Here is a 21,082-nt window from a genome sequence, read left to right on the forward strand (position 1 = left end):
ATGTCTCAGGCTGCGCTGAACACGCGAAATCGCGAAGCGGAGGCGGTAACGACCTCCCGCCGCAACAATGGAACGCGCCTTGCCGGCATTGTGTTCCTGTTGACGGTACTGTGCACCGTGTTGGTGAGTGGCTGGATTGTGCTCGGCTGGATGGATGACGCGCAGCGGTTACCGCTGTCGAAGCTGGTGTTAACCGGCGATCGTCACTACACGCGCAATGATGATATTCGCCAGTCCATTCTGGCGCTTGGCGCACCCGGGACCTTTATGTCCCAGGACGTCAATATCATTCAGAGCCAGATTGAGCGCCTGCCGTGGATTAAGCAGGCGAGCGTAAGAAAGCAGTGGCCGGACGAATTGAAGATTCATCTGGTTGAATATGTGCCCATAGCGCGGTGGAATGACCAGCATATGGTTGATGCGGACGGCAACGCCTTTAGCGTACCGGCGGAACGCACCAGCAAGCAGATATTGCCGATGCTGTATGGCCCGGAAGGCAGCGAAAATGAAGTGCTGCAGGGTTACCGCGATATGGGACAGGTGCTGGCAAAGGATAAGTTCACGCTGAAAGAAGCGGCGATGACCGCGCGGCGCTCCTGGCAGGTGACGTTGAGCAATGATATCAAGCTCAACCTGGGCCGTGGCGATACGATGAAACGTCTGGCGCGCTTTGTTGAACTCTACCCGGTGCTGCAGCAGCAGGCCCAGACGGATGGCAAAGAGATAAGCTACGTGGATTTGCGCTATGACTCAGGCGCGGCGGTAGGCTGGAAGCCTGCCCCTGTACAGGAACAAGCGGATCAGCAGCAAAATCAGGCACAACAGAATCAGGCACAGGCAGAGCAACAATGATCAAGGCGACGGACAGAAAACTGGTAGTTGGACTGGAGATTGGCACCGCGAAGGTCGCCGCTTTAGTAGGGGAAGTTCTGCCCGACGGTATTGTTAATATCATTGGCGTAGGCAGTTGCCCATCCCGTGGGATGGACAAAGGCGGAGTGAACGATCTGGAGTCGGTGGTGAAGTGCGTACAGCGCGCCATCGATCAGGCCGAACTGATGGCCGATTGCCAGATCTCCTCGGTCTACCTTGCGCTCTCGGGGAAACACATTAGTTGCCAGAACGAAATTGGTATGGTGCCGATTTCAGAAGAAGAAGTGACGCTGGAAGATGTGGAAAACGTGGTGCATACCGCGAAATCAGTCCGCGTACGCGATGAACACCGCGTGCTGCACGTGATTCCGCAGGAGTACGCCATTGACTACCAGGAGGGCATTAAAAACCCGGTAGGCCTTTCCGGCGTGCGTATGCAGGCGAAAGTACACCTGATTACTTGCCATAACGATATGGCGAAAAACATCGTTAAAGCCGTTGAACGATGTGGTTTGAAAGTTGACCAACTTATCTTTGCCGGGCTGGCCTCCAGCTATTCGGTGTTGACGGAAGATGAACGCGAACTGGGCGTCTGCGTCGTTGACATCGGCGGTGGTACAATGGACATGGCCGTTTATACCGGCGGCGCGCTGCGCCACACCAAAGTGATCCCTTACGCGGGGAATGTGGTAACCAGCGATATCGCCTACGCCTTCGGCACACCGCCGAGCGATGCGGAAGCGATTAAAGTTCGCCACGGTTGCGCGCTGGGATCGCTGGTCGGTAAAGATGAGAGCGTTGAAGTACCAAGCGTAGGCGGTCGACCGCCGCGCAGCCTGCAGCGCCAGACGCTGGCAGATGTGATTGAGCCGCGCTATACCGAGCTGCTCAACCTGGTCAACGACGAGATATTGCAGTTGCAGGAGCAGCTTCGCCAGCAGGGCGTGAAACATCATCTTGCGGCGGGGATTGTATTAACCGGCGGCGCGGCGCAGATTGAAGGTCTGGCGGCCTGCGCGCAACGTGTGTTCCATACGCAGGTGCGTATTGGTGCACCGCTCAATATTACTGGCTTAACTGATTACGCCCAGGAGCCGTATTACTCTACGGCGGTTGGGTTGCTGCACTACGGGAAAGAGACCCATTTAAGTGGTGAAGCGGAAGTGGAAAAGCGGACGTCAGTCGGTTCGTGGTTCAAACGAATCAACAGCTGGCTGCGAAAAGAGTTTTAATTTTTTTCAGAGACCGTAGAAAATTAGCGGTTTCAGGCGACAGGCACATACGCCAATCCTGATAAGCGGCCCACGGGCTGCCCGGTGAATGAGGCGTAAAGACGGAGAGAGATTATGTTTGAACCAATGGAATTAACCAACGACGCGGTGATTAAAGTCATCGGCGTCGGTGGCGGCGGCGGTAATGCCGTAGAGCATATGGTGCGCGAGCGCATCGAAGGGGTTGAGTTCTTCGCGGTGAATACCGACGCCCAGGCGTTGCGTAAGACGGCGGTAGGGCAGACCATTCAGATCGGTGGCGGTATCACCAAAGGTCTGGGCGCAGGGGCTAACCCTGAAGTCGGTCGTAATGCGGCTGAAGAAGATCGTGAAGCGCTGCGCGCTGCGCTGGAAGGCGCTGACATGGTCTTTATCGCAGCGGGCATGGGTGGCGGTACCGGTACCGGTGCAGCGCCTGTGGTAGCTGAAGTTGCTAAAGACTTAGGCATTCTGACCGTTGCGGTGGTGACTAAACCGTTCAACTTTGAAGGCAAGAAGCGCATGGCCTTTGCAGAGCAGGGTATTACCGAGCTCTCAAAACATGTCGATTCCCTGATCACTATCCCGAACGACAAGCTGCTGAAAGTGCTGGGTCGCGGTATCTCTCTGCTTGACGCGTTCGGCGCGGCAAACGACGTGCTGAAAGGCGCGGTGCAGGGTATCGCCGAGTTGATTACCCGTCCGGGTCTGATGAACGTTGACTTCGCCGACGTGCGCACCGTGATGTCCGAAATGGGCTACGCGATGATGGGCTCTGGTGTAGCAAGCGGTGAAGATCGTGCGGAAGAAGCGGCAGAAATGGCGATCTCCAGCCCGCTGCTGGAAGATATCGACCTCTCTGGCGCGCGTGGTGTGCTGGTTAACATCACCGCGGGCTTCGACCTGCGTCTGGATGAGTTCGAGACCGTTGGTAACACCATTCGTGCGTTCGCTTCTGACAACGCGACGGTGGTTATCGGTACCTCTCTTGACCCGGATATGAACGACGAACTGCGCGTGACCGTTGTTGCCACCGGTATCGGTATGGACAAGCGTCCTGAGATCACTCTGGTAACCAACAAGCAGGCGCAGCAGCCGGTAATGGATCGCTACCAGCAGCACGGCATGCAGCCGATGCAGCAAGAGCAGAAGCCGGCGAAAGTGGTTAACGACAATACGCCGCAGACCACAAAAGAGCCCGATTATCTGGATATTCCGGCGTTTTTGCGTAAGCAGGCGGACTAAGAATTTGCTGGAAGTTGGGCATGTTCGCTCTTTGTGCTAAACTGGCCCACCCATTGTGTTATACAATTTGGTTGGATTGGTAATAAGGCGAGATTATACGATGATCAAACAAAGGACTCTTAAACGTATCGTTCAGGCGACTGGTGTCGGTTTACATACCGGCAAGAAAGTCACACTGACGTTGCGCCCTGCGCCGGCAAATACCGGGGTCATCTATCGTCGCACTGACTTAAATCCACCGGTAGACTTTCCGGCTGATGCTAAATCTGTGCGTGATACTATGCTCTGTACTTGTCTGGTCAACGAGCATGACGTGCGGATTTCCACCGTCGAGCACTTAAATGCGGCTCTGGCGGGGCTGGGTATCGACAACATTATTGTCGAAGTCGATGCACCGGAAATTCCAATTATGGATGGCAGTGCAGCACCGTTCGTATACCTGTTGCTTGATGCAGGGGTCGAGGAGCTGAACAGCGCCAAGAAATTCGTTCGCATCAAAGAGACGGTGCGCGTTGAAGATGGCGATAAGTGGGCCGAGTTCAAACCGCATAACGGTTTTACGCTCGATTTCACCATCGACTTCAACCACCCGGCGATTGATGCCAGCACGCAACGCTACGCGATGAACTTCTCTGCCGATGCATTTATGCGCCAGATTAGCCGTGCGCGTACCTTCGGTTTCATGCGTGATATCGAATACCTTCAGTCCCGCGGCCTGTGCCTGGGCGGAAGCTTCGATTGTGCCATCGTAGTTGACGATTATCGCGTACTGAACGAAGACGGCCTGCGTTTCGAAGATGAATTCGTGCGCCACAAAATGCTCGATGCAATCGGCGACCTCTTTATGTGTGGTCACAACATTATCGGTGCGTTTACCGCTTATAAATCCGGTCATGCGCTGAACAACAAACTTCTGCAGGCTGTCCTGGCAAAACAGGAAGCCTGGGAATATGTGACCTTCGAAGACGAAGCTGAACTGCCGCTGGCATTCAAAGCACCTTCAATGGTTCTGGCATAACGCCATAACCTAAAAAATCGACTGGTTAACCTGGCACTCTCTCCGGTCAGGGGAACCAGTCGTTTTTCTTTTTGCGCGCCGCAAAATCCTCTCTTTACGACTAATCTTTCCGAAAATCTTTTCAACGCCGCGATCCTGCGTTTGATTGCTGCTTTCCTCGCCAGTTTTCACGCGCGTCAGGCCTGTTTCCTGCTGTGTGGCGGCGGCATTAGTGATAAGATTTGGGCGCAATCGACTTTCATAGACGCAACATCATGGACGCGTCTTTTTCGGTGGAGCAAGTGAGCGGAATACTGACGCGTTGGCGACAATTTGGCAGACGCTATTTCTGGCCGCATCTCTTATTAGGGATGGTCGCGGCGAGTTTTGGCTTGCCCGCGCTTGCCAGTAATACCGAAACCCACGCCACGCGCGAAACGACGCGCAATCACGCTTCGGCAACCACGGCGAATTTTACCAGCCTCGCGCTGCTGGAAGCGAAACGCCGCCCGAACTTCACCGTCGATTACTGGCATCAGCACGCCATCCGCACCGTTATTCGTCATCTTTCGTTCGCCATGGCGCCGCAAACGCTGGCCGCCGCAACGGAAGAGCCTTTGCCGATTCAGGCACACCATCTTGCCCTTCTTGATACGCTAAGCGCGCTGCTTAACGTTGAAAGCAAGCCGCCGGCGATTGTACGCCTTGCAGCTCGCCTCTCTTTTACCCCTTTCGCGACGTTCAGTGTCTCGAACTGGATTAGCCAGGCGCAGGGTATCCGCGCCGGGCCATACTCCCTCAGCTAAAAAAAGCCCTATTCATCCATTTTTTTCGCTTCGCTGAGCGGAGTATCAGAGATTTTTATCATGCTAAATTTGTTAACAAAAGTATTCGGTAGCCGCAACGATCGTACGCTGCGCCGTATGCGTAAAACCGTCAACCAGATTAATGCCATGGAACCGGCCCTTGAGAAGCTCAGCGATGATGAGCTGAAAGGGAAGACGGTAGAGTTCCGCGCGCGTCTTGAGAAGGGCGAAAGCGTTGATTCCCTGCTGCCGGAAGCCTTTGCGGTGGTACGTGAAGCCAGTAAACGCGTCTTCGGCATGCGCCACTTTGATGTGCAGCTGCTTGGCGGCATGGTGCTTAACGATCGCTGTATCGCCGAGATGCGCACCGGTGAAGGTAAAACCCTGACCGCAACCCTGCCGGCCTACCTCAACGCGTTGAGCGGCAAAGGCGTACACGTGGTTACCGTCAACGACTATCTGGCGCAGCGTGACGCCGAAAACAACCGTCCGCTGTTCGAATTCCTCGGCCTGACCGTCGGCATCAACCTGCCGGGCATGCCGTCTGTCGCAAAACGCGAAGCTTACGCCGCCGATATCACCTACGGCACCAACAACGAATATGGCTTCGACTACCTGCGCGATAATATGGCGTTCAGCCCGGAAGAGCGCGTTCAGCGTAAGCTGCACTATGCGCTGGTGGATGAGGTGGACTCCATCCTGATCGATGAAGCGCGTACGCCGCTTATCATCTCCGGTCCGGCGGAAGATAGCTCCGATCTCTACAAAAAAGTGAACAAAATCATTCCTCACCTGGTGCGCCAGGAGAAAGAGGATTCTGACACTTTCCAGGGCGAAGGCCACTTCTCTGTCGACGAAAAAGCGCGTCAGGTTACCCTGACCGAGCGCGGTCTGGTGCTGATTGAAGAGCTGCTGGTGAAAGAGGGCATCATGGAGGAGGGCGAGTCGCTTTACTCCCCGACCAACATCATGCTGATGCATCACGTTACCGCCGCGCTGCGTGCCCATGTGCTCTTTACCCGCGATGTTGATTACATCGTGAAAGAGGGTGAAGTAATCATCGTTGATGAGCACACCGGTCGTACGATGCAGGGCCGCCGCTGGTCCGATGGCCTGCACCAGGCCGTTGAAGCCAAAGAGGGCGTTGAGATCCAGAACGAAAACCAGACCCTGGCCTCCATCACCTTCCAGAACTACTTCCGTCTGTATGAAAAACTGGCCGGTATGACCGGTACCGCAGATACCGAAGCGTTCGAATTTAGCTCCATCTACAAGCTCGATACCGTGGTTGTACCGACTAACCGCCCGATGATCCGTAAAGATATGGCGGATCTGGTCTATATGACCGAAGCGGAAAAAATCCAGGCGATCATCGAAGATATCAAAGAGCGTACCGCCAACGGTCAGCCGGTGCTGGTCGGTACCATCTCGATTGAAAAATCAGAAGTGGTATCGAATGAGTTAACCAAAGCGGGCATTAAACATAACGTTCTGAACGCCAAGTTCCACGCTAAAGAAGCAGATATCGTGGCGCAGGCCGGTTATCCGGGCGCTGTCACTATCGCCACCAACATGGCGGGCCGTGGTACCGATATCGTGCTGGGCGGCAGCTGGCAGTCTGAGCTGGCCGAGCTTGTCGATCCGACCCCTGAGCAGGTTGCAGAGCTGAAAGCCGAGTGGCAGAAACGCCATGACGCGGTGCTGGCATCAGGTGGTCTGCACATCATCGGTACCGAGCGCCACGAATCGCGCCGTATCGATAACCAGCTGCGCGGTCGTTCCGGTCGTCAGGGCGATGCGGGTTCTTCCCGTTTCTACCTCTCGATGGAAGATGCGCTGATGCGTATTTTCGCCTCCGATCGCGTCTCCGGCATGATGCGTAAGCTTGGCATGAAGCCGGGCGAAGCGATTGAGCACCCGTGGGTGACAAAAGCGATTGCCAACGCGCAGCGTAAAGTGGAAAGCCGCAACTTCGATATCCGTAAACAGCTGCTGGAATATGATGATGTGGCGAACGATCAGCGTCGCGCAATCTACACCCAGCGTAACGAGCTGCTGGATGTGACGGACGTAAGCGAAACCATCAACAGCATTCGTGAAGATGTCTTCAAAGCGACCATCGACGGGCACATTCCGCCGCAGTCTCTGGAAGAGATGTGGGATATTCCTGGCCTGCAGGAGCGTCTGAAAAATGATTTCGACCTCGAACTGCCGATTGCGGAGTGGCTCGATAAAGAGCCGAACCTGCATGAAGAGACGCTGCGTGAGCGTATTCTGCAGAGCGCTGTAGAGACCTATCAGCGTAAAGAGGAAGTGGTTGGCGCGGAGATGATGCGTCACTTCGAAAAAGGCGTCATGCTGCAAACCCTCGACTCCTTGTGGAAAGAGCACCTGGCGGCGATGGATTATCTGCGCCAGGGGATCCATCTGCGCGGCTACGCGCAAAAAGATCCGAAGCAGGAGTACAAGCGTGAATCCTTCGCCATGTTCGCCGCGATGCTGGAGTCACTGAAGTATGAAGTGATCAGCACCCTGAGCAAGGTGCAGGTGCGCATGCCGGAAGAAGTTGAAGCGATGGAGCAGCAGCGCCGCGAAGAGGCAGAGCGTCTGGCACAGATGCAGCAGCTAAGCCATCAGGACGATGAAGCCGCTGCCGCCGCTGCACTTGCCGATCAATCCGGCGAGCGCAAAGTTGGCCGGAACGATCCTTGCCCGTGCGGTTCTGGTAAGAAATATAAACAGTGCCATGGCCGTCTCGCATAACGGCTAACTAACTGATGAAAAGGCGCAGAGATCTGCGCCTTTTTTATGGAGTCATCAGCATGAAAATACTCAACATCGCCGTCGGTATTATTCGTAATCCGCAGGGCGAAATCTTTATTACCCGGCGCGCGGCCGATGCGCATATGGCAAACATGCGCGAATTCCCCGGCGGCAAAATCGAAGCGGGTGAAACGCCGGAGCAGGCGATGATCCGTGAACTTCAGGAAGAAGTGGGCATCACCACGCAAAGCGCCACACTGTTCGATAAGCTGGAGTATGAATTCCCCGACCGCCATATCACGCTCTGGTTCTGGCTGGTGGACAAATGGCAGGGCGAGCCGTGGGGTAAAGAGGGGCAGCCGGGCGAGTGGATTGCGCAGAGTGCGCTGAAAGCGGAAGATTTTCCCCCCGCTAACGAACCGGTCATTACAAAACTGATTGCGCTGAGCCAGGCCCGCTGACCTTCAGCCAGCGGGCAGCCCGGGATTACTGTTGCTCTTCGCTCCACTCATCGCTGTCAGAGAGATCGCCTGCGCTGGGGATACGTTTCTCTTCCGCAGCCCATTCGCCAAGGTCAATCAACTGGCAGCGTTTGCAGCAAAAAGGGCGATACGGGCTGGCTTCGCCCCACACCACAGGTTTGCCGCAGGTCGGGCAATTCACAATTGTCTTATCAGTCATCAGGGTTCCTTAACAGCAGGCTAATTCAAAATCGAGCCGCTCCGGCACCGTGCCGTGTTCGCTATCGAGGGGCATAAAACGAATGGCAAAGCGGCTTTTATGGCCGGAGATTTGCGGGTAAAGCCGCGCGTCAAGCGGCAGTTGCAGACGCAGCAGATCGGCATCATCACCGTTATCCTGGTAGAAACCGTTCAGGCTGGTCTGGCGACGATACGGGGCGGCATTGCGGATCAGATCGAGGATTAATGTCAGGGTAGCGCGCAGCGGTTCAAGGCTCTCCAGCCAGTAATTGACCTGCGCATCGCGCTGCTCCTGCGGTAAGTGTAACCACATATGCAGCGTCGGCAGATCGAAGCTACAGCAGCCGCCGGGAATGCTTAGGCGCTGGCGCACCAGCGCAATCAGCCGATCTTCGCGTAACACCTGGCCAATACGCGGTGCATTCATCAGCACGGCACCGCTCCCTTTCAGCTGTTGGCGGATCTCTTCAATACGTCTCGGATCGACGCCCGGCACTTCGCTCCAGGCTTGCAGTTTACGTTGCTGGCGCTCCAGCTCTTTCAACAATTCAGTACGGGTGTCACCGCGCTCGAACACATCCAGCAGATCGCCCACGTTACGGAAGAAGTGCAGCGCGCCTGCATGATCGCTGACGGGCAGATGGACGGAGAGTTGTTGCAGTAAGAACTCGACGCGCAGCCAGGTGCGCATCTTTTCATTCAGCGGATGTTCAAAAAGGATGTGGGTGTGCATTACGGTTTTTCCTGTGATACGGCCTGCGCGGCGAGAGCGAGATAGTGCGCATGCAGGCGGGCAACATCCGATGCGATTGCATCTGGTGCGCCATTATTGTCAATGACATCATCCGCGACGGCAAGCCGCGCATCGCGCGTAGCCTGCGCGGCGAGGATCTGTTCAGCATGTTCGCGGGTCACGCCGTCACGGCGCATGGTGCGTAAAATTTGCGTCTCAACCGGAACGTCAATGACTAATACCCGATCGGCTTTGTGGTAAAGCTGGTTCTCCACCAGCAGCGGAACGACCCACAGCACATAAGGTGATGTCGCCCGGGCCATCTGACGCTCGGTCTCTTGCTGGATAAGCGGGTGCAGCAAGCCGTTGAGCCAGCGCTTATCCACGTCAGAGGCAAAAATATGTTCGCGCAGTAAGCGACGGTTGAGTGAACCGTCCGCGAGGATCATTTCATCGCCGAACTTTTCGGCAATAGCGCGTAGCGCAGGAGTGCCCGGTTCGACGACCTGGCGGGCAATCACGTCCGCATCGATAACGTTAACACCCTGTTCGGCGAACGCGTCCGCCACGGTACTTTTACCGCTGCCAATACCGCCCGTTAACGCGACCTTATACTTCATAACACTCAATCCTGTAAGGGGCTGCCAGACTCATTCTCTGCTGTTATTTTCGTCACTCATCACAACGAAACCGCAGCAGACTTAGCGTGAAAAAAAGCAAAGCCACTCTTTTTTTATTTATAGGAATCAGTAAGTTGAAAATCAATCAGACAATAAAGAAATCAATTAACTGAAACTGGCATATTCACCAGGTAAATTTATAGGATTGTAGCGTAAAAAAAGAGATTTTCGCAGTCTTGCGCGGCCCTTATTAGTGCGTATGATAGCGTCACTGGAGTTGTGAGTTTGTCTTAGCGCCATTAACCCCAGGAATCCCTACATGCGTATCGAAGAAGATTTGAAGTTAGGTTTCAAAGACGTTCTTATCCGCCCTAAACGTTCCACTCTTAAAAGCCGTTCCGATGTTGAACTGGAGCGCGAATTCACTTTCAAGCACTCAGGAATGCGCTGGTCTGGCGTACCGGTTATCGCTGCCAATATGGATACCGTAGGGACATTCGCCATGGCGAAAGCGCTGGCCTCGTTCGATATCCTGACTGCCGTACACAAGCACTACTCCGTTGAAGAGTGGCGAGCATTTGTGCAGGCACAGGCCGACTCTGTGCTGCGTCACATAATGGTGTCAACCGGCACATCCGATGCCGATTTCGAAAAAACCAAACAGATCCTCGCGCTGCATTCCTCGCTCAATTTTGTCTGCATCGACGTTGCTAACGGCTACTCCGAACACTTCGTGCAGTTTTTGGCTAAGGCTCGTGACGCCTGGCCGGACAAAACCATCTGCGCGGGCAACGTCGTAACCGGCGAAATGTGCGAAGAGCTGATCCTCTCCGGCGCCGATATCGTCAAAGTGGGCATTGGCCCTGGCTCTGTCTGCACGACGCGCGTGAAAACCGGCGTCGGTTACCCGCAGCTCTCGGCGGTTATTGAGTGTGCCGATGCGGCGCACGGCCTTGGCGGCCAGATCGTCAGCGACGGCGGTTGCACCGTGCCGGGCGATGTTGCCAAAGCCTTTGGCGGCGGCGCAGACTTCGTGATGCTTGGCGGTATGCTGGCAGGGCATGAAGAGAGCGGCGGCACGCTGATGGAAGAGAACGGCGAGAAGTTTATGCTCTTCTACGGCATGAGTTCTGAGTCCGCGATGAACCGTCACGTTGGTGGCGTGGCAGGCTACCGCGCCGCTGAAGGCAAAACCGTTAAGCTTCCGCTGCGTGGCCCGGTTGAGAATACCGCGCGCGATATTCTCGGTGGTTTACGTTCCGCCTGCACTTACGTCGGTGCCTCTCGTCTGAAAGAGCTGACCAAACGCACCACCTTTATTCGCGTTCAGGAGCAGGAAAACCGCGTTTTCAACAGCCTGTAACTGGCTTGCGGTAAACGCGGTGTAACATGTTTGCCGCCATCAGCCTGTACCGCCCATCGCATCGCCAAGATGAAAGATGGGCAGGTACATCGCCACCACCAGCACACCAATGATTATCCCTGTCGCCACCAGCATCAGCGGCTCCAGCACTGCAGCCAGCCCGTCGGCCTGACGTTGCGTCTGTTCACTGTAATACTGCGCCAGATTATCCAGCATGCTGTCGAGCGCGCCTGACAGCTCCCCGGTTCGCACCAGTTGTATGCAAAGAGGTGGAAACTGACCGCTCGCTTTTAATGCGGCAAATATTGGCGCGCCCTCGGTTATCTCCCGCTGCGCCCGTACTAACAGATCTCGCCAGTAGGGGCAGACCACCGTTTCGGTCACGCTCTCCAGTCCCTGTAAAAAGGCAATACCGGCACGCTGGGTCAGCGACAGGACGGTAAAGATCTGGCTCAGGCGTTGCCCGCGTACCAGTGGCCCGATAACCGGGCTGGCAAGCAAGAACCGCTGACAGGCACGTAGCCAGTTGTCGTGACTACGTAGCCGCAGCAGCAGCGCGCCTGCCAGCCCGCTAACCAGCATCAAAGGCAGGGCGCACTGTTTGACTATCCCGGCACCTGCAATGACGCCGCGCGTTAATGCTGGCAGCGGCGTATTGAAAGTCTGGTAGATGGCGGCAAACTCCGGCAGCACCAGGTAGATCATTGCCAGCACCACCGCCGCGGTCAGCGACAGAATAATCAGCGGGTAGCGCAGCGCTTTTTTCACCTTCAGCTTCAGTTCATGCTGCGCTTTTTGCTGCGCAGCGAGCCTGAAGCAGCACTCGTCCAGCTTGCCGGTCAGTTCACCGGTGCGGATCATCGCCTGCCAGAGCGGGGGAAATACCTCCGGCCACTGACGCAGCGCCGCAGAGAAGGTTTCCCCTTCTTCGAGTGCCGCTGACAGGCTGCGCAGCAGTGCCTGCCACTGTCTGGCCGGGTGCTGCTCCGCCATCAGCTGTAACCCTTCCGGCAGTGTCAGCCCGGCCTGAAGCAGGGTGGCAAGCTGGTTAAGCAGCGGCGTGCTCTGCTCGGGGCTCCACAGACGTGCGCGCACCGCTCGACGTTTCAGCTTCAACGGATGGCACTGCTGTTGCAACAGGCATAACACCGCCGCGTCACGGCTTACACTCCAGAGCAGCCCCTCATGTAGTTCACCGCTATCATCCAGCCCCGACCATTGCCAGAGTTGCCTACTCGCCATGCGGGTAGCCCAATATCCGTACCAGTTCCTCAAAGGTCGTCAGCCCCTGTTCAACCGCCTGGCAGCCATGGTGAAAGAGCGTTGTCATGCCCTCTTCACGTGCGCACTGCTCAATGTCGTTCACGCTCATGCCGCTGGCAATCGCCTGGCGGATCGGCGGTGTGATGTTGAGGATCTCAAACAGCGCCACCCGGCCGTAGAAACCGTGATAACAAGCTTCACACCCCTGAGCGCGCCAGCGTGGCAGCGGGCGTGACCAGACGTTATCCGGCAGATGAATGCTCTCTGTCGCCAGTTTACGGCAGTGGGGGCAGAGCTTACGCACCAAGCGCTGGGCAACCACCAGCGATAATGCCGAAGAGATCATCCAGCGTGCCACGCCCATCTGCTCAATCCGCACCAGCGTTTCGCTGGTGGAGTTGGTATGCAGCGTCGACAGCACCAGGTGGCCCGTCTGCGCGGCCTTGATAGCAATCTCGGCGGTTTCACCATCGCGGATCTCGCCGACCATAATGACGTCGGGGTCCTGGCGCAGCAGGGCGCGCAGTACGCTCTGAAAAGTGAGCCCGGCGCGCGGGGCTATCTGTGTTTGATTCAGCCCGGCAAGCGGGATCTCCACCGGATCTTCCACGCTGCAAAGATTAACCTCCGGTTTATTGCGCGCCTGTAACGCGCTGTAGAGCGTGACGGTCTTGCCGCTGCCCGTGGGACCGGTCACCAGCAGTAAACCTTGCGGCTGCGCCAGCGCGGCGTTGAACTGCGTCAGCTGCGCGTCGGTCATGCCGAGCGCAGGCAGTGCCAGCGCCTGGTTTACCTGGTGCAGCAACCGCAGCACCACTTTCTCGCCGTGGCGGCAGGGCAGTGTGGCAATACGAAACGACACCGGCTGATCGGCGAGGGTGACGGTGAACTGCCCATCCTGTGGCAGTCGCCGCTCGGCGATATCCAGATTGCCCATCACTTTTAACCGGGCGGTCAGAGTGTCGGAGAGGGTGCAGGGCAGGGGCGACAGCGGATGGAGCACGCCATCCACCCGCAGGCGGATCGCGTAGTGCATCTCGCCCGGCTCGAAATGGATATCTGATGCGCGCAGCATCAGCGCCTGTTGCAGCGTATGGTTGATGATCTCGACCGCCGAGCCGCTCTCCTCGGTGAGTGCGTCATGTGTGGCGGGTAGCGCCTGCGCGGCGAGCTGTTGATGTTTTTCCATCTCCTCCTGCGTCCAGCAGCGAATATCAACGCGCTGCCGGGCAACAAAACTGAGTGACTCCATTAGCTCCATGCTCGGGCTGCCTACAACCGCGATAACCAGCGCGTCATCATCTTTGCTCAGTAAGGCCGCATTATGGCGGCGGCACAGCGCCTCAAGTTTGTTCTCTTTCATCAGATATCCTTATCGACCGGTACGGAAAACGTCTTCGCACGCCTGCTGCAACGCACTGTCTGCCTCGGTGTTACAGTTGCGCGCCCAGCCCTGAATGCCATTTGCGCTGCTCCACTGCGGTGTCATCACCACGCTTAAACCGTTAAGACTTTCCTGGCCGGTGAGCGAGACCACGCCTTTGGCAACGCTGAGCGCGGCGACATAACGCGTCGTCGTTGGTGCGGGGATACCGTTGCTGCTGGCGTCGCAGCTATCGACGCCGCCGCGCTCCAGCGCGCAGAGCTCGACGGCGGTGCGATAGGGGACAAAAGTTTGCAGCATGTCCGTTAGCGCGGCTTTGCGCAGGTAGTTTTGATACGCAGGAATGCCGATGGCGCTCAGAATGGCGACGATGCCAATCACCACCATCAGCTCAATGAGGGTAAATCCGTGTTGTCTGTTCATAGACGGCTCCTTATGCAGAGCCGTTAATGTGTCAGGGAGGTTGAAGCGGAGCGAGGGGCAAAAGAGCAGCCCGGAAAGTGGCTTCCGGCGTTTTTACCGCGGTTGCATAACAGAACAAGATTGCTGCGAGATAAGCCGCAAAAAAAACGGGCCAGCGGCCCGTGATGTTGGGAGAGGATCAGCGAAAACGCATTGAGAGATCGAGGGCGCGAACGTGCTTTGTCAGCGCGCCGACAGAGATGTAATCAACACCGGTTTGTGCAAATTCGCGCAGCGTCTGCTCGGTAACGTTGCCGGAGACCTCCAGCTTCGCCTGGCCATTGGCCCGTTTGACCGCTTCGCGCATCTGCTCCGGCACGAAGTTATCCAGCATGATGATATCGGCACCCGCTTTTAGCGCGTCGTCGAACTCTTCCAGCGTTTCGACTTCAACCTCGACCGGCACATCCGGGTGCAGCCAGAAGGCCTTCTCCACCGCGTTGCGCACCGAGCCTGCGGCAATAATGTGGTTCTCTTTGATCAAAAATGCATCGGAAAGCCCAAGGCGATGATTCGCGCCGCCGCCGCAGAGCACCGCATATTTCAGCGCCGTGCGCAGGCCGGGCAGGGTTTTACGCGTATCAAGCAGTTGCGTTTTGGTGCCCTCCAGCAGGGCGACATAGTTGCGCACCGCGCTGGCGACGCCGGAGAGCGTCTGGACAAAGTTGAGCGCCGTACGTTCACCGGTCAACAGCACGCGCGAAGGGCCATCCAGCTCAAACAGGGGCTGATCGGCGTGCACCGTGTCGCCATCCGCAACGTGCCAGGTGAGCGTCACGTCGTCGCCCGCCAGCTGTATAAACACCTCTTCAACCCAGCGTTTACCGCAGAATACCCCCTCTTCACGGGTGATTACTACCGCATGGGAGCGGTTCTCTGGCGGTAATAATTGCGCGGTAATGTCGTTATTCGCATCGACTTCTCCACCCAGATCTTCACGCAATGCCAGTGCGACGGCGGCAGGAATATCCAGTTCGATGCGTTTGAGCAACGCGTCACGGCGAAGGTCGGGGTTATAGCGGCGAGGCGGCATGATAGGCTCCAAAAAGTGTAACGAATCACAAAGTTAGCGTTTGGTTGTGCAGCTCCGGCATTATGGGAGGCGGCCTAAGCATGCTACTCTGAAGCGTGTTTCAGCACCATCCTCTATAAGGAGTTCCTTATGCAGTTACGCAAGGGTTGGCTGGTGGAGGCGCGGCATGTGCCCTCTCCGCATTATGATTGCCGCCCGGACGATGAGTCGCCATCACTGTTGGTGGTACATAATATCAGCCTGCCTCCCGGCGAGTTTGGCGGCCCGTGGATTGACGCGCTCTTTACCGGCACGCTGGATCCCAGCGCCGATCCCTATTTTGCCGGCATTGCTCATCTTCGCGTTTCTGCGCACTGTCTGATTCGCCGCGATGGAGAAATCGTGCAATATGTGCCTTTCGATAAGCGCGCCTGGCATGCGGGCTTCTCCTCTTATCAGGGGCGCGAGCGCTGCAACGATTTCTCAATCGGTATTGAGCTTGAGGGAACGGACGATCTGGCGTATACCGACGCGCAGTACCGCCAGCTGGCGGCGGTGACACGAACGGTGATTGAGCTTTACCCGGCGATTGCCGACAATATGACCGGACACAGCGATATCGCGCCTGAACGCAAGACCGACCCCGGCCCTGCGTTTGACTGGGCCAAATTTCGTGCCCTGGTCGCCGCGTTGTCAGAAAAGGAGAAGCCATGACGTTATTCACCATGCTGCTGGTGCTGGCAGCGGAGCGGCTGTTTAAACTGGGAGAGCACTGGCAACTGGATCACCGGCTGGAGGTGCTGTTCCGGCGCATCAAGCGTTATTCGATGCTGAGAACGCTGTTAATGACGGCGTTAGCCATGCTGGTGACCTTCCTGATCCTGCGCGCGCTGTTGGGGCTGTTTTTCAACGTCCCGCTGCTGGTGGTGTGGATCCTGATTGGCCTGCTGTGCATCGGCGCGGGCAAAGTGCGGTTGCACTACCACGCCTATCTGAAAGCGGCGGCGCGAAACGACAGCCGCGCCCATATGGCGATGGCCAGTGAGCTGACGCTGATTCACGGCGTGCCGCCCGGATGCGATGAGCGTGAGTTCCTGCGCGAATTGCAGAATGCGCTGCTGTGGATCAACTTCCGCTTCTACCTCGCGCCGCTGTTCTGGTTTGTGGTGGGTGGCCCCTGGGGGCCGGTATTGCTGGTTGGGTACGCCTTTTTGCGCGCCTGGCAGTACTGGCTGGCGCGCTTCAAGACGCCGACCGAGCGGCAGCAATCGGGCATCGACGCGATTTTACATCTGCTCGATTGGGTGCCGGTGCGCCTTGCGGGCGTGGTCTACGCGCTGCTCGGTCATGGTGAAAAAGCACTGCCTGCCTGGTTTGCCTCGCTCGGTGATACCCACACCTCGCAATACCATGTGTTAACGCGGCTGGCACAGTTCTCGCTGGCGCGCGAGCCGCATCATGATAAGGTCGCCACGCCGAAAGCGGCGGTGTCGATGGCGAAGAAGACCTCGTTTGCCGTGGTCGTGGTGGTGGCGTTACTGACGATTTACGGCACGCTGATGTAACCGCGTGCCGCCGGTTTACTGATTATCCGCCGCCGGGATGCCGAAATCAGGCATCCCGTTTTCCTGCCAGCGAATCGTTTTCAGGCGCGTATGGCGGTTGGGATCATAGAGCGGATCGCCCTCAATTTCGGTGTAGTTACGCGCGTGATACACCAGCACATCTTCCCCCTCCGGCGTCTGCGTAAAGCTGTTGTGTCCCGGTCCATACTGGCGGTTTTCATAACTGGTTTTAAACACCGGCTCTGGCGATTTATGCCAGTTTTGCGGCGCAAGCGGGTTGGCGTCGAGATCGATCCACAGTAGCCCCATGCAGTAGTTCTCGTCCGTCGCGCTGGCGGAGTAGCTGATAAAGAGCTTATCTTCGTGAAACAGCACCGCCGGGCCTTCGTTAACCAGAAAGCCGCGGCACTCCCACTCAAACTCCGGTTTGCTTAACATCACCGGCTCGCCTTTCAGCGTCCACGGGTTCTCCATCTCCGCCAGATAGAGATTGGAGTTGCCGGCAATATCCGGCGCTTTTTGCGCCCACAAATACCAGCGCTTACCCTGATGCACAAAGGTAGTGGCATCCAGCGCAAAGGTGTCGAACAGCGTCTTAACCTGACCTTTCTCAACCCACTTCCCGGTTAATGGATCGGCATCGGCGCACTCCAGCACAAACATGCGGTGCTGGAACATATTCAGCTTATCGAGAGCCTTGGTTCCGGCAGCGGCAAAGTATAAATACCATTTGCCCTCGATATGATGCAGCTCCGGCGCCCAGATAAGCTCGCTCATCGGCCCGCTTTGCGGCTTACGCCACACCACAACGCCTTCGGCGCTGCGCAGCCCGTCGAGCGTAGCGGCGCGGCGGATCTCCAGTCGATCGTACTCCGGCACCGAGGCGACAAAGTAGTAGTGTTCGTCGTGGCGCAGAATAAACGGGTCTGCGCGCTGTTCAATAAAGGGGTTCGGCCAGGTTTTCATTATGCATTCCTTACGTTTTTCGCCGCCGGTACGCTCTGGTTGTCGCTCAGTTCGTGGTAGTTAATGCGGCGTTTTTCCAGATCCGCCTGGATCAGTTTCATCAATTCACGGTCGACTTTCAACAGACGAACCACGCCTGCGGTGATGAGATAACCGACGCCCGGGATCACCGTAAACAGCAGCATAATGCCGTTGATGGCGCTGGCGCTCTGCTGTTTGGCACCGGCGTCGTAGCCATACCAGGAGAGCAGGAAACCAACCATCGCGCCCGCCACCGCCAGCCCCACTTTCAGGAAGAAGAGGTTGCCGGAAAAGCTGATGCCGGTGATACGTTTGCCGGTTTTCCACTCGCCGTAGTCATCGACATCGGCCATCAGCGACCAGTGCAGCGGGGAGGGGATCTGGTGCAGGATGTTGAGCAGGAAGTAGAGCACCGCAATCATCACCGTTGCGCGCGGGTCGAGGAAGTAAAAGCCGCAGGAGAAGATCGCCAGCGCGATATTGGTCCAGAAGAAGACTTTCAGTTTGCACCAGCGGTCGGTCAGCACTTTTGCCAGCATGCTGCCGAACATCATGCCGACCACGCCGAGGCTGATAAACAGCGTGGCGAAGTGGGTGCTCTCCTGCATCACCCAGGTGACGTAATACATGGTGGCGGCCATACGGATAAAGCCGGGGCAGACGTTGCACAGCGTCAGCAGCAGGATGCGCACCCACTGATCGTTCTTCCACACGTCCCTGAAATCTTTCTTCAGATCGTCATTGGTCGGCACCGCCGGGCGTACACGCTCGCGCACCGTAGCAAAGCAGTACAGGAACATACACATGCCGATAAATGCCAGCACCGTCATCGCCATCTGATAGCCTTTGGCTTTATCCGCGCCGCCGAACCACTCCGCCATCGGCAGCAGCGTCAGCGACAGCAGCAGCGTCGCGATGCCGACCATCACAAACCGGTAAGACTGGCAGGCCACGCGCTCTTTCGGATCGTTAGTGATAACGCCGCCCAGTGAGCAGTAGGGAATGTTAATGGCGGTATAGGTGAGCGAGAGCAGGAAGTAGGTGACAAAGGCATAGATAACTTTGCTGCTGTAGGTCCACTCCGGCGTGGTAAACATCAGCACGCTAAAGACCGCGTAAGGCACGGCAATCCACAGCAGCCACGGGCGAAAACGGCCATATTTGCTTTGCGTGCGATCGGCCAGCGCGCCCATTAACGGGTCGGTAATGGCATCAATAACGCGAATCGACAGCAGGAGCACGCCAACCAGCGCGGGAGCCAGACCGAAGATATCGGTGTAAAAATAGTTCACAAACAGCATGATAGCGCCAAAGATGATGTTGCATCCGGCGTCGCCCATGCCATAACCAATCTTCTCTTTAACAGACAGTTTAGTGGTGTCCATCGACGGGTCTCCCTCTGAGGTATGAGTTCGATTATTCGCCCGTAAATTTTTATTTGCGTAGCAGGATCACGCCGCAGAGATGGACAATATGGCTACGTAAAGGAAAGTGTGAGGAAGTTAACATCGGTTTAACAACCCTCTCCCGGGCGGGAGAGGGCAGGGCAGAAGGGGATCAGTGTGCTTTTACCGCTTTTGCATTTTTCTGTCGTATCAGGTAACCGACGCCAAGAATCGCAATCCATACCGGGATAAGCCACACGGAGATCGCCATACCCGGCGTCATCACCATGATAACCAGCACTGCCGCCATAAAGATCAGGCAGATCCAGTTCCCCAGCGGGTAGAAGAGCGCCGGGAAGCGCGGTTTCACGCCCTGTTGCTGTTTCGCACGACGAAAACGCATGTGCGCGAGGCTAATCATCGCCCAGTTAATCACCAGCGCGGAGACCACCAGCGCCATCAGCAGCCCAAAGGCGGATTCCGGTGCGAGGTAGTTAATCAGCACGCAGAGCGCGGTGAAGAGCGCGGAGACGAGGATGGTGTTGACCGGCACGCCGCGCTTGTCGGTTTTTTGCAGCATCTTCGGCGCGTTGCCCTGTTTGGCCAGGCCAAACAGCATGCGGCTGTTGCAGTAAACGCAGCTGTTGTAGACCGACAGCGCCGCCGTCAGTACCACGATATTCAGCGCGTTGGCTACAAAGGAGTCGCCCAGTTCATGGAAGATCAGTACAAACGGGCTGGTGTCAGCCGTTACGCGGGTCCACGGCAGCAGAGAGAGCAGCACCGCCAGCGAGCCGATATAGAAGATCAGAATGCGGTAGATAACCTGGTTGGTTGCTTTGGGAATGCTCTGCTCCGGGTTATCTGCTTCCGCCGCGGTGATACCGACCAGCTCCAGCCCGCCGAAGGAGAACATGATGATCGCCATCATCATCACCAGGCCGCCGATGCCGTGCGGCAGGAAGCCGCCCTGTTCCCATAAGTTGCGAACCGTCGCCTGCGGGCCTGCGCTGTCGCTAAACAGCAGCCAGCCGCCGAAGAGGATCATCGCCACCACGGCCACCACTTTGATAATGGCAAACCAGAACTCCATCTCGCCGAACACTTTTACGTTGGTCAGGTTGATGGCGTTGATAACGACAAAGAAGACGGCCGCAGAAACCCAGGTAGGAATTTCCGGCCACCAGAACTGGACATATTTACCGACCGCCGTCAGTTCGGCCATGGCGACCAGCACGTAGAGCACCCAGTAGTTCCAGCCGGAGGCGAAGCCGGCAAAACTGCCCCAGTATTTGTAAGCGAAATGGCTGAAGGAGCCGGCAACTGGCTCTTCGACCACCATCTCACCGAGCTGGCGCATAATCAGAAACGCGATAAAACCGGCAATGGCGTAGCCGAGAATAATGCCGGGGCCGGCCGACTGGATGACTGACGCGCTGCCCAGAAACAGCCCAGTCCCAATAGCACCGCCCAGCGCGATAAGCTGTATATGGCGGTTCTTAAGGCCGCGCTTTAGCTGATCGCCGTGCTGTTGACCTTCCATTATGAAACCTCGTGTGTGGTTATTATGTTTACGCTATGTTTAAGCGTGTAATGAATAAGTTCCATTTATATGTATTTTTTGCTTTACGAAGCGGCAGGATGATTTTGACTTGAGACCTTTCGCATGCCAA

The 21,082-nt window shown here is 56.7% G+C and carries 20 protein-coding genes; 10 read left to right on the forward strand and 10 right to left on the reverse strand.

Going from position 1 to position 21,082, the window contains the following annotated elements; translation table 11 throughout:
* The 7 genes from ftsQ to mutT all read left to right on the forward strand — a co-directional run bounded on the left by ftsQ (position 1) and on the right by mutT (position 8,395).
* On the forward strand, positions 1-852 hold the full coding sequence (gene ftsQ / locus ABIC80_RS12600; protein WP_042718391.1) for a cell division protein FtsQ: 852 nt from the start codon (positions 1-3) through the stop codon (positions 850-852).
* Positions 849-2,105 (forward strand): cell division protein FtsA, encoded by a 1,257-nt coding sequence (gene ftsA, locus ABIC80_RS12605; protein WP_023480191.1) that lies wholly within the window; start codon positions 849-851, stop codon positions 2,103-2,105. Before ftsQ ends, ftsA begins: the two co-directional genes overlap by 4 nt.
* A 114-nt stretch (positions 2,106-2,219) precedes the next feature.
* Positions 2,220-3,368: a cell division protein FtsZ gene (gene ftsZ / locus ABIC80_RS12610; RefSeq protein ID WP_007373153.1), complete on the forward strand. Its 1,149-nt coding sequence runs from the start codon at positions 2,220-2,222 to the stop codon at positions 3,366-3,368.
* 100 nt (positions 3,369-3,468) lie between these two features.
* A complete protein-coding gene (lpxC, locus tag ABIC80_RS12615) occupies positions 3,469-4,386 on the forward strand; it encodes a UDP-3-O-acyl-N-acetylglucosamine deacetylase (protein ID WP_023480366.1) in 918 nt (305 codons plus the stop codon).
* 281 nt (positions 4,387-4,667) lie between these two features.
* Positions 4,668-5,171, forward strand: a complete 504-nt coding sequence (gene secM, locus ABIC80_RS12620; RefSeq protein WP_206616703.1) for a secA translation cis-regulator SecM — start codon at positions 4,668-4,670, stop codon at positions 5,169-5,171.
* Positions 5,172-5,228: 57 nt separating this feature from the next.
* Positions 5,229-7,934, forward strand: a complete 2,706-nt coding sequence (gene secA, locus ABIC80_RS12625; RefSeq protein ID WP_094422787.1) for a preprotein translocase subunit SecA — start codon at positions 5,229-5,231, stop codon at positions 7,932-7,934.
* A gap of 59 nt (positions 7,935-7,993) precedes the next feature.
* Positions 7,994-8,395: an 8-oxo-dGTP diphosphatase MutT gene (gene mutT, locus ABIC80_RS12630; RefSeq protein ID WP_054802802.1), complete on the forward strand. Its 402-nt coding sequence runs from the start codon at positions 7,994-7,996 to the stop codon at positions 8,393-8,395.
* Positions 8,396-8,420: 25 nt separating this feature from the next.
* Here the strand turns inward: mutT and yacG are convergent, their stop codons facing one another.
* From yacG to coaE, 3 genes are read right to left on the reverse strand one after another with little or no spacing between them, the layout of a single operon-like run.
* Positions 8,421-8,615: a DNA gyrase inhibitor YacG gene (gene yacG, locus ABIC80_RS12635; RefSeq protein ID WP_076768890.1), complete on the reverse strand. Its 195-nt coding sequence runs from the start codon at positions 8,613-8,615 to the stop codon at positions 8,421-8,423.
* Positions 8,616-8,624: 9 nt separating this feature from the next.
* Positions 8,625-9,368, reverse strand: coding sequence for a cell division protein ZapD (gene zapD / locus ABIC80_RS12640; RefSeq protein WP_312277792.1), 744 nt, complete (start codon positions 9,366-9,368; stop codon positions 8,625-8,627).
* The gene (gene coaE, locus ABIC80_RS12645) at positions 9,368-9,988 is read right to left on the reverse strand and encodes a dephospho-CoA kinase (RefSeq protein WP_312277791.1); all 621 of its coding nucleotides are present in this window, start codon (positions 9,986-9,988) and stop codon (positions 9,368-9,370) included. The genes zapD and coaE overlap by 1 nt, the downstream gene beginning before the upstream one ends.
* A gap of 319 nt (positions 9,989-10,307) precedes the next feature.
* Between coaE and ABIC80_RS12650 the strand changes: the two genes are divergently transcribed.
* Entirely contained in the window at positions 10,308-11,351 is a 1,044-nt protein-coding gene (locus ABIC80_RS12650) for a GMP reductase (protein ID WP_094419361.1), read from the forward strand.
* 39 nt (positions 11,352-11,390) lie between these two features.
* Here the strand turns inward: ABIC80_RS12650 and hofC are convergent, their stop codons facing one another.
* The 4 genes from hofC to nadC form a co-directional block, all read right to left on the reverse strand.
* On the reverse strand, positions 11,391-12,593 hold the full coding sequence (hofC, locus tag ABIC80_RS12655; RefSeq protein WP_429177381.1) for a protein transport protein HofC: 1,203 nt from the start codon (positions 12,591-12,593) through the stop codon (positions 11,391-11,393).
* Complete coding sequence (gene gspE, locus ABIC80_RS12660; RefSeq protein ID WP_429177382.1) at positions 12,583-13,977, reverse strand: type II secretion system protein GspE; 1,395 nt, start codon at positions 13,975-13,977, stop codon at positions 12,583-12,585. Before gspE ends, hofC begins: the two co-directional genes overlap by 11 nt.
* A gap of 9 nt (positions 13,978-13,986) precedes the next feature.
* A complete protein-coding gene (gene ppdD, locus ABIC80_RS12665; protein ID WP_429177384.1) occupies positions 13,987-14,421 on the reverse strand; it encodes a prepilin peptidase-dependent pilin in 435 nt (144 codons plus the stop codon).
* A 178-nt stretch (positions 14,422-14,599) separates the two neighbouring features.
* Positions 14,600-15,493, reverse strand: coding sequence for a carboxylating nicotinate-nucleotide diphosphorylase (gene nadC, locus ABIC80_RS12670; protein ID WP_023480330.1), 894 nt, complete (start codon positions 15,491-15,493; stop codon positions 14,600-14,602).
* A gap of 129 nt (positions 15,494-15,622) precedes the next feature.
* On the opposite strand from nadC, the gene ampD reads away from it, so the two are divergent.
* A complete protein-coding gene (gene ampD, locus ABIC80_RS12675) occupies positions 15,623-16,186 on the forward strand; it encodes a 1,6-anhydro-N-acetylmuramyl-L-alanine amidase AmpD (RefSeq protein WP_429177385.1) in 564 nt (187 codons plus the stop codon).
* Positions 16,183-17,037, forward strand: a complete 855-nt coding sequence (gene ampE / locus ABIC80_RS12680) for a beta-lactamase regulator AmpE (protein WP_200579892.1) — start codon at positions 16,183-16,185, stop codon at positions 17,035-17,037. Before ampD ends, ampE begins: the two co-directional genes overlap by 4 nt.
* A 15-nt stretch (positions 17,038-17,052) precedes the next feature.
* On the opposite strand, the gene ABIC80_RS12685 is transcribed toward ampE, so the two are convergent.
* The 3 genes from ABIC80_RS12685 to aroP all read right to left on the reverse strand — a co-directional run bounded on the left by ABIC80_RS12685 (position 17,053) and on the right by aroP (position 20,955).
* Entirely contained in the window at positions 17,053-18,003 is a 951-nt protein-coding gene (locus tag ABIC80_RS12685; protein ID WP_305206861.1) for a glycoside hydrolase family 43 protein, read from the reverse strand.
* Entirely contained in the window at positions 18,003-19,409 is a 1,407-nt protein-coding gene (locus ABIC80_RS12690; protein ID WP_429177386.1) for a glycoside-pentoside-hexuronide (GPH):cation symporter, read from the reverse strand. Before ABIC80_RS12690 ends, ABIC80_RS12685 begins: the two co-directional genes overlap by 1 nt.
* Before the next feature lie 172 nt (positions 19,410-19,581).
* Complete coding sequence (aroP, locus tag ABIC80_RS12695; protein ID WP_429177420.1) at positions 19,582-20,955, reverse strand: aromatic amino acid transporter AroP; 1,374 nt, start codon at positions 20,953-20,955, stop codon at positions 19,582-19,584.
* Between the last annotated feature and the right edge of the window lie 127 nt (positions 20,956-21,082).

This window comes from Kosakonia sp. 1610 (assembly GCF_050435845.1).
GTDB lineage: Bacteria > Pseudomonadota > Gammaproteobacteria > Enterobacterales > Enterobacteriaceae > Kosakonia > Kosakonia cowanii.

Coding starts and splice junctions, on each gene's coding strand:
- ampD (WP_429177385.1), top strand. CDS start 15,623: ATGCAGTTACGCAAGGGTTGGCTGGTGGAGGCGCGGCATGTGCCCTCT.
- ftsQ (WP_042718391.1), top strand. CDS start 1: ATGTCTCAGGCTGCGCTGAACACGCGAAATCGCGAAGCGGAGGCGGTA.
- ABIC80_RS12690 (WP_429177386.1), bottom strand. CDS start 19,409: ATGGACACCACTAAACTGTCTGTTAAAGAGAAGATTGGTTATGGCATG.
- lpxC (WP_023480366.1), top strand. CDS start 3,469: ATGATCAAACAAAGGACTCTTAAACGTATCGTTCAGGCGACTGGTGTC.
- mutT (WP_054802802.1), top strand. CDS start 7,994: ATGAAAATACTCAACATCGCCGTCGGTATTATTCGTAATCCGCAGGGC.
- ftsA (WP_023480191.1), top strand. CDS start 849: ATGATCAAGGCGACGGACAGAAAACTGGTAGTTGGACTGGAGATTGGC.
- ftsZ (WP_007373153.1), top strand. CDS start 2,220: ATGTTTGAACCAATGGAATTAACCAACGACGCGGTGATTAAAGTCATC.
- coaE (WP_312277791.1), bottom strand. CDS start 9,988: ATGAAGTATAAGGTCGCGTTAACGGGCGGTATTGGCAGCGGTAAAAGT.
- zapD (WP_312277792.1), bottom strand. CDS start 9,368: ATGCACACCCACATCCTTTTTGAACATCCGCTGAATGAAAAGATGCGC.
- hofC (WP_429177381.1), bottom strand. CDS start 12,593: ATGGCGAGTAGGCAACTCTGGCAATGGTCGGGGCTGGATGATAGCGGT.
- nadC (WP_023480330.1), bottom strand. CDS start 15,493: ATGCCGCCTCGCCGCTATAACCCCGACCTTCGCCGTGACGCGTTGCTC.
- gspE (WP_429177382.1), bottom strand. CDS start 13,977: ATGAAAGAGAACAAACTTGAGGCGCTGTGCCGCCGCCATAATGCGGCC.
- ABIC80_RS12650 (WP_094419361.1), top strand. CDS start 10,308: ATGCGTATCGAAGAAGATTTGAAGTTAGGTTTCAAAGACGTTCTTATC.
- ampE (WP_200579892.1), top strand. CDS start 16,183: ATGACGTTATTCACCATGCTGCTGGTGCTGGCAGCGGAGCGGCTGTTT.
- ABIC80_RS12685 (WP_305206861.1), bottom strand. CDS start 18,003: ATGAAAACCTGGCCGAACCCCTTTATTGAACAGCGCGCAGACCCGTTT.
- yacG (WP_076768890.1), bottom strand. CDS start 8,615: ATGACTGATAAGACAATTGTGAATTGCCCGACCTGCGGCAAACCTGTG.
- ppdD (WP_429177384.1), bottom strand. CDS start 14,421: ATGAACAGACAACACGGATTTACCCTCATTGAGCTGATGGTGGTGATT.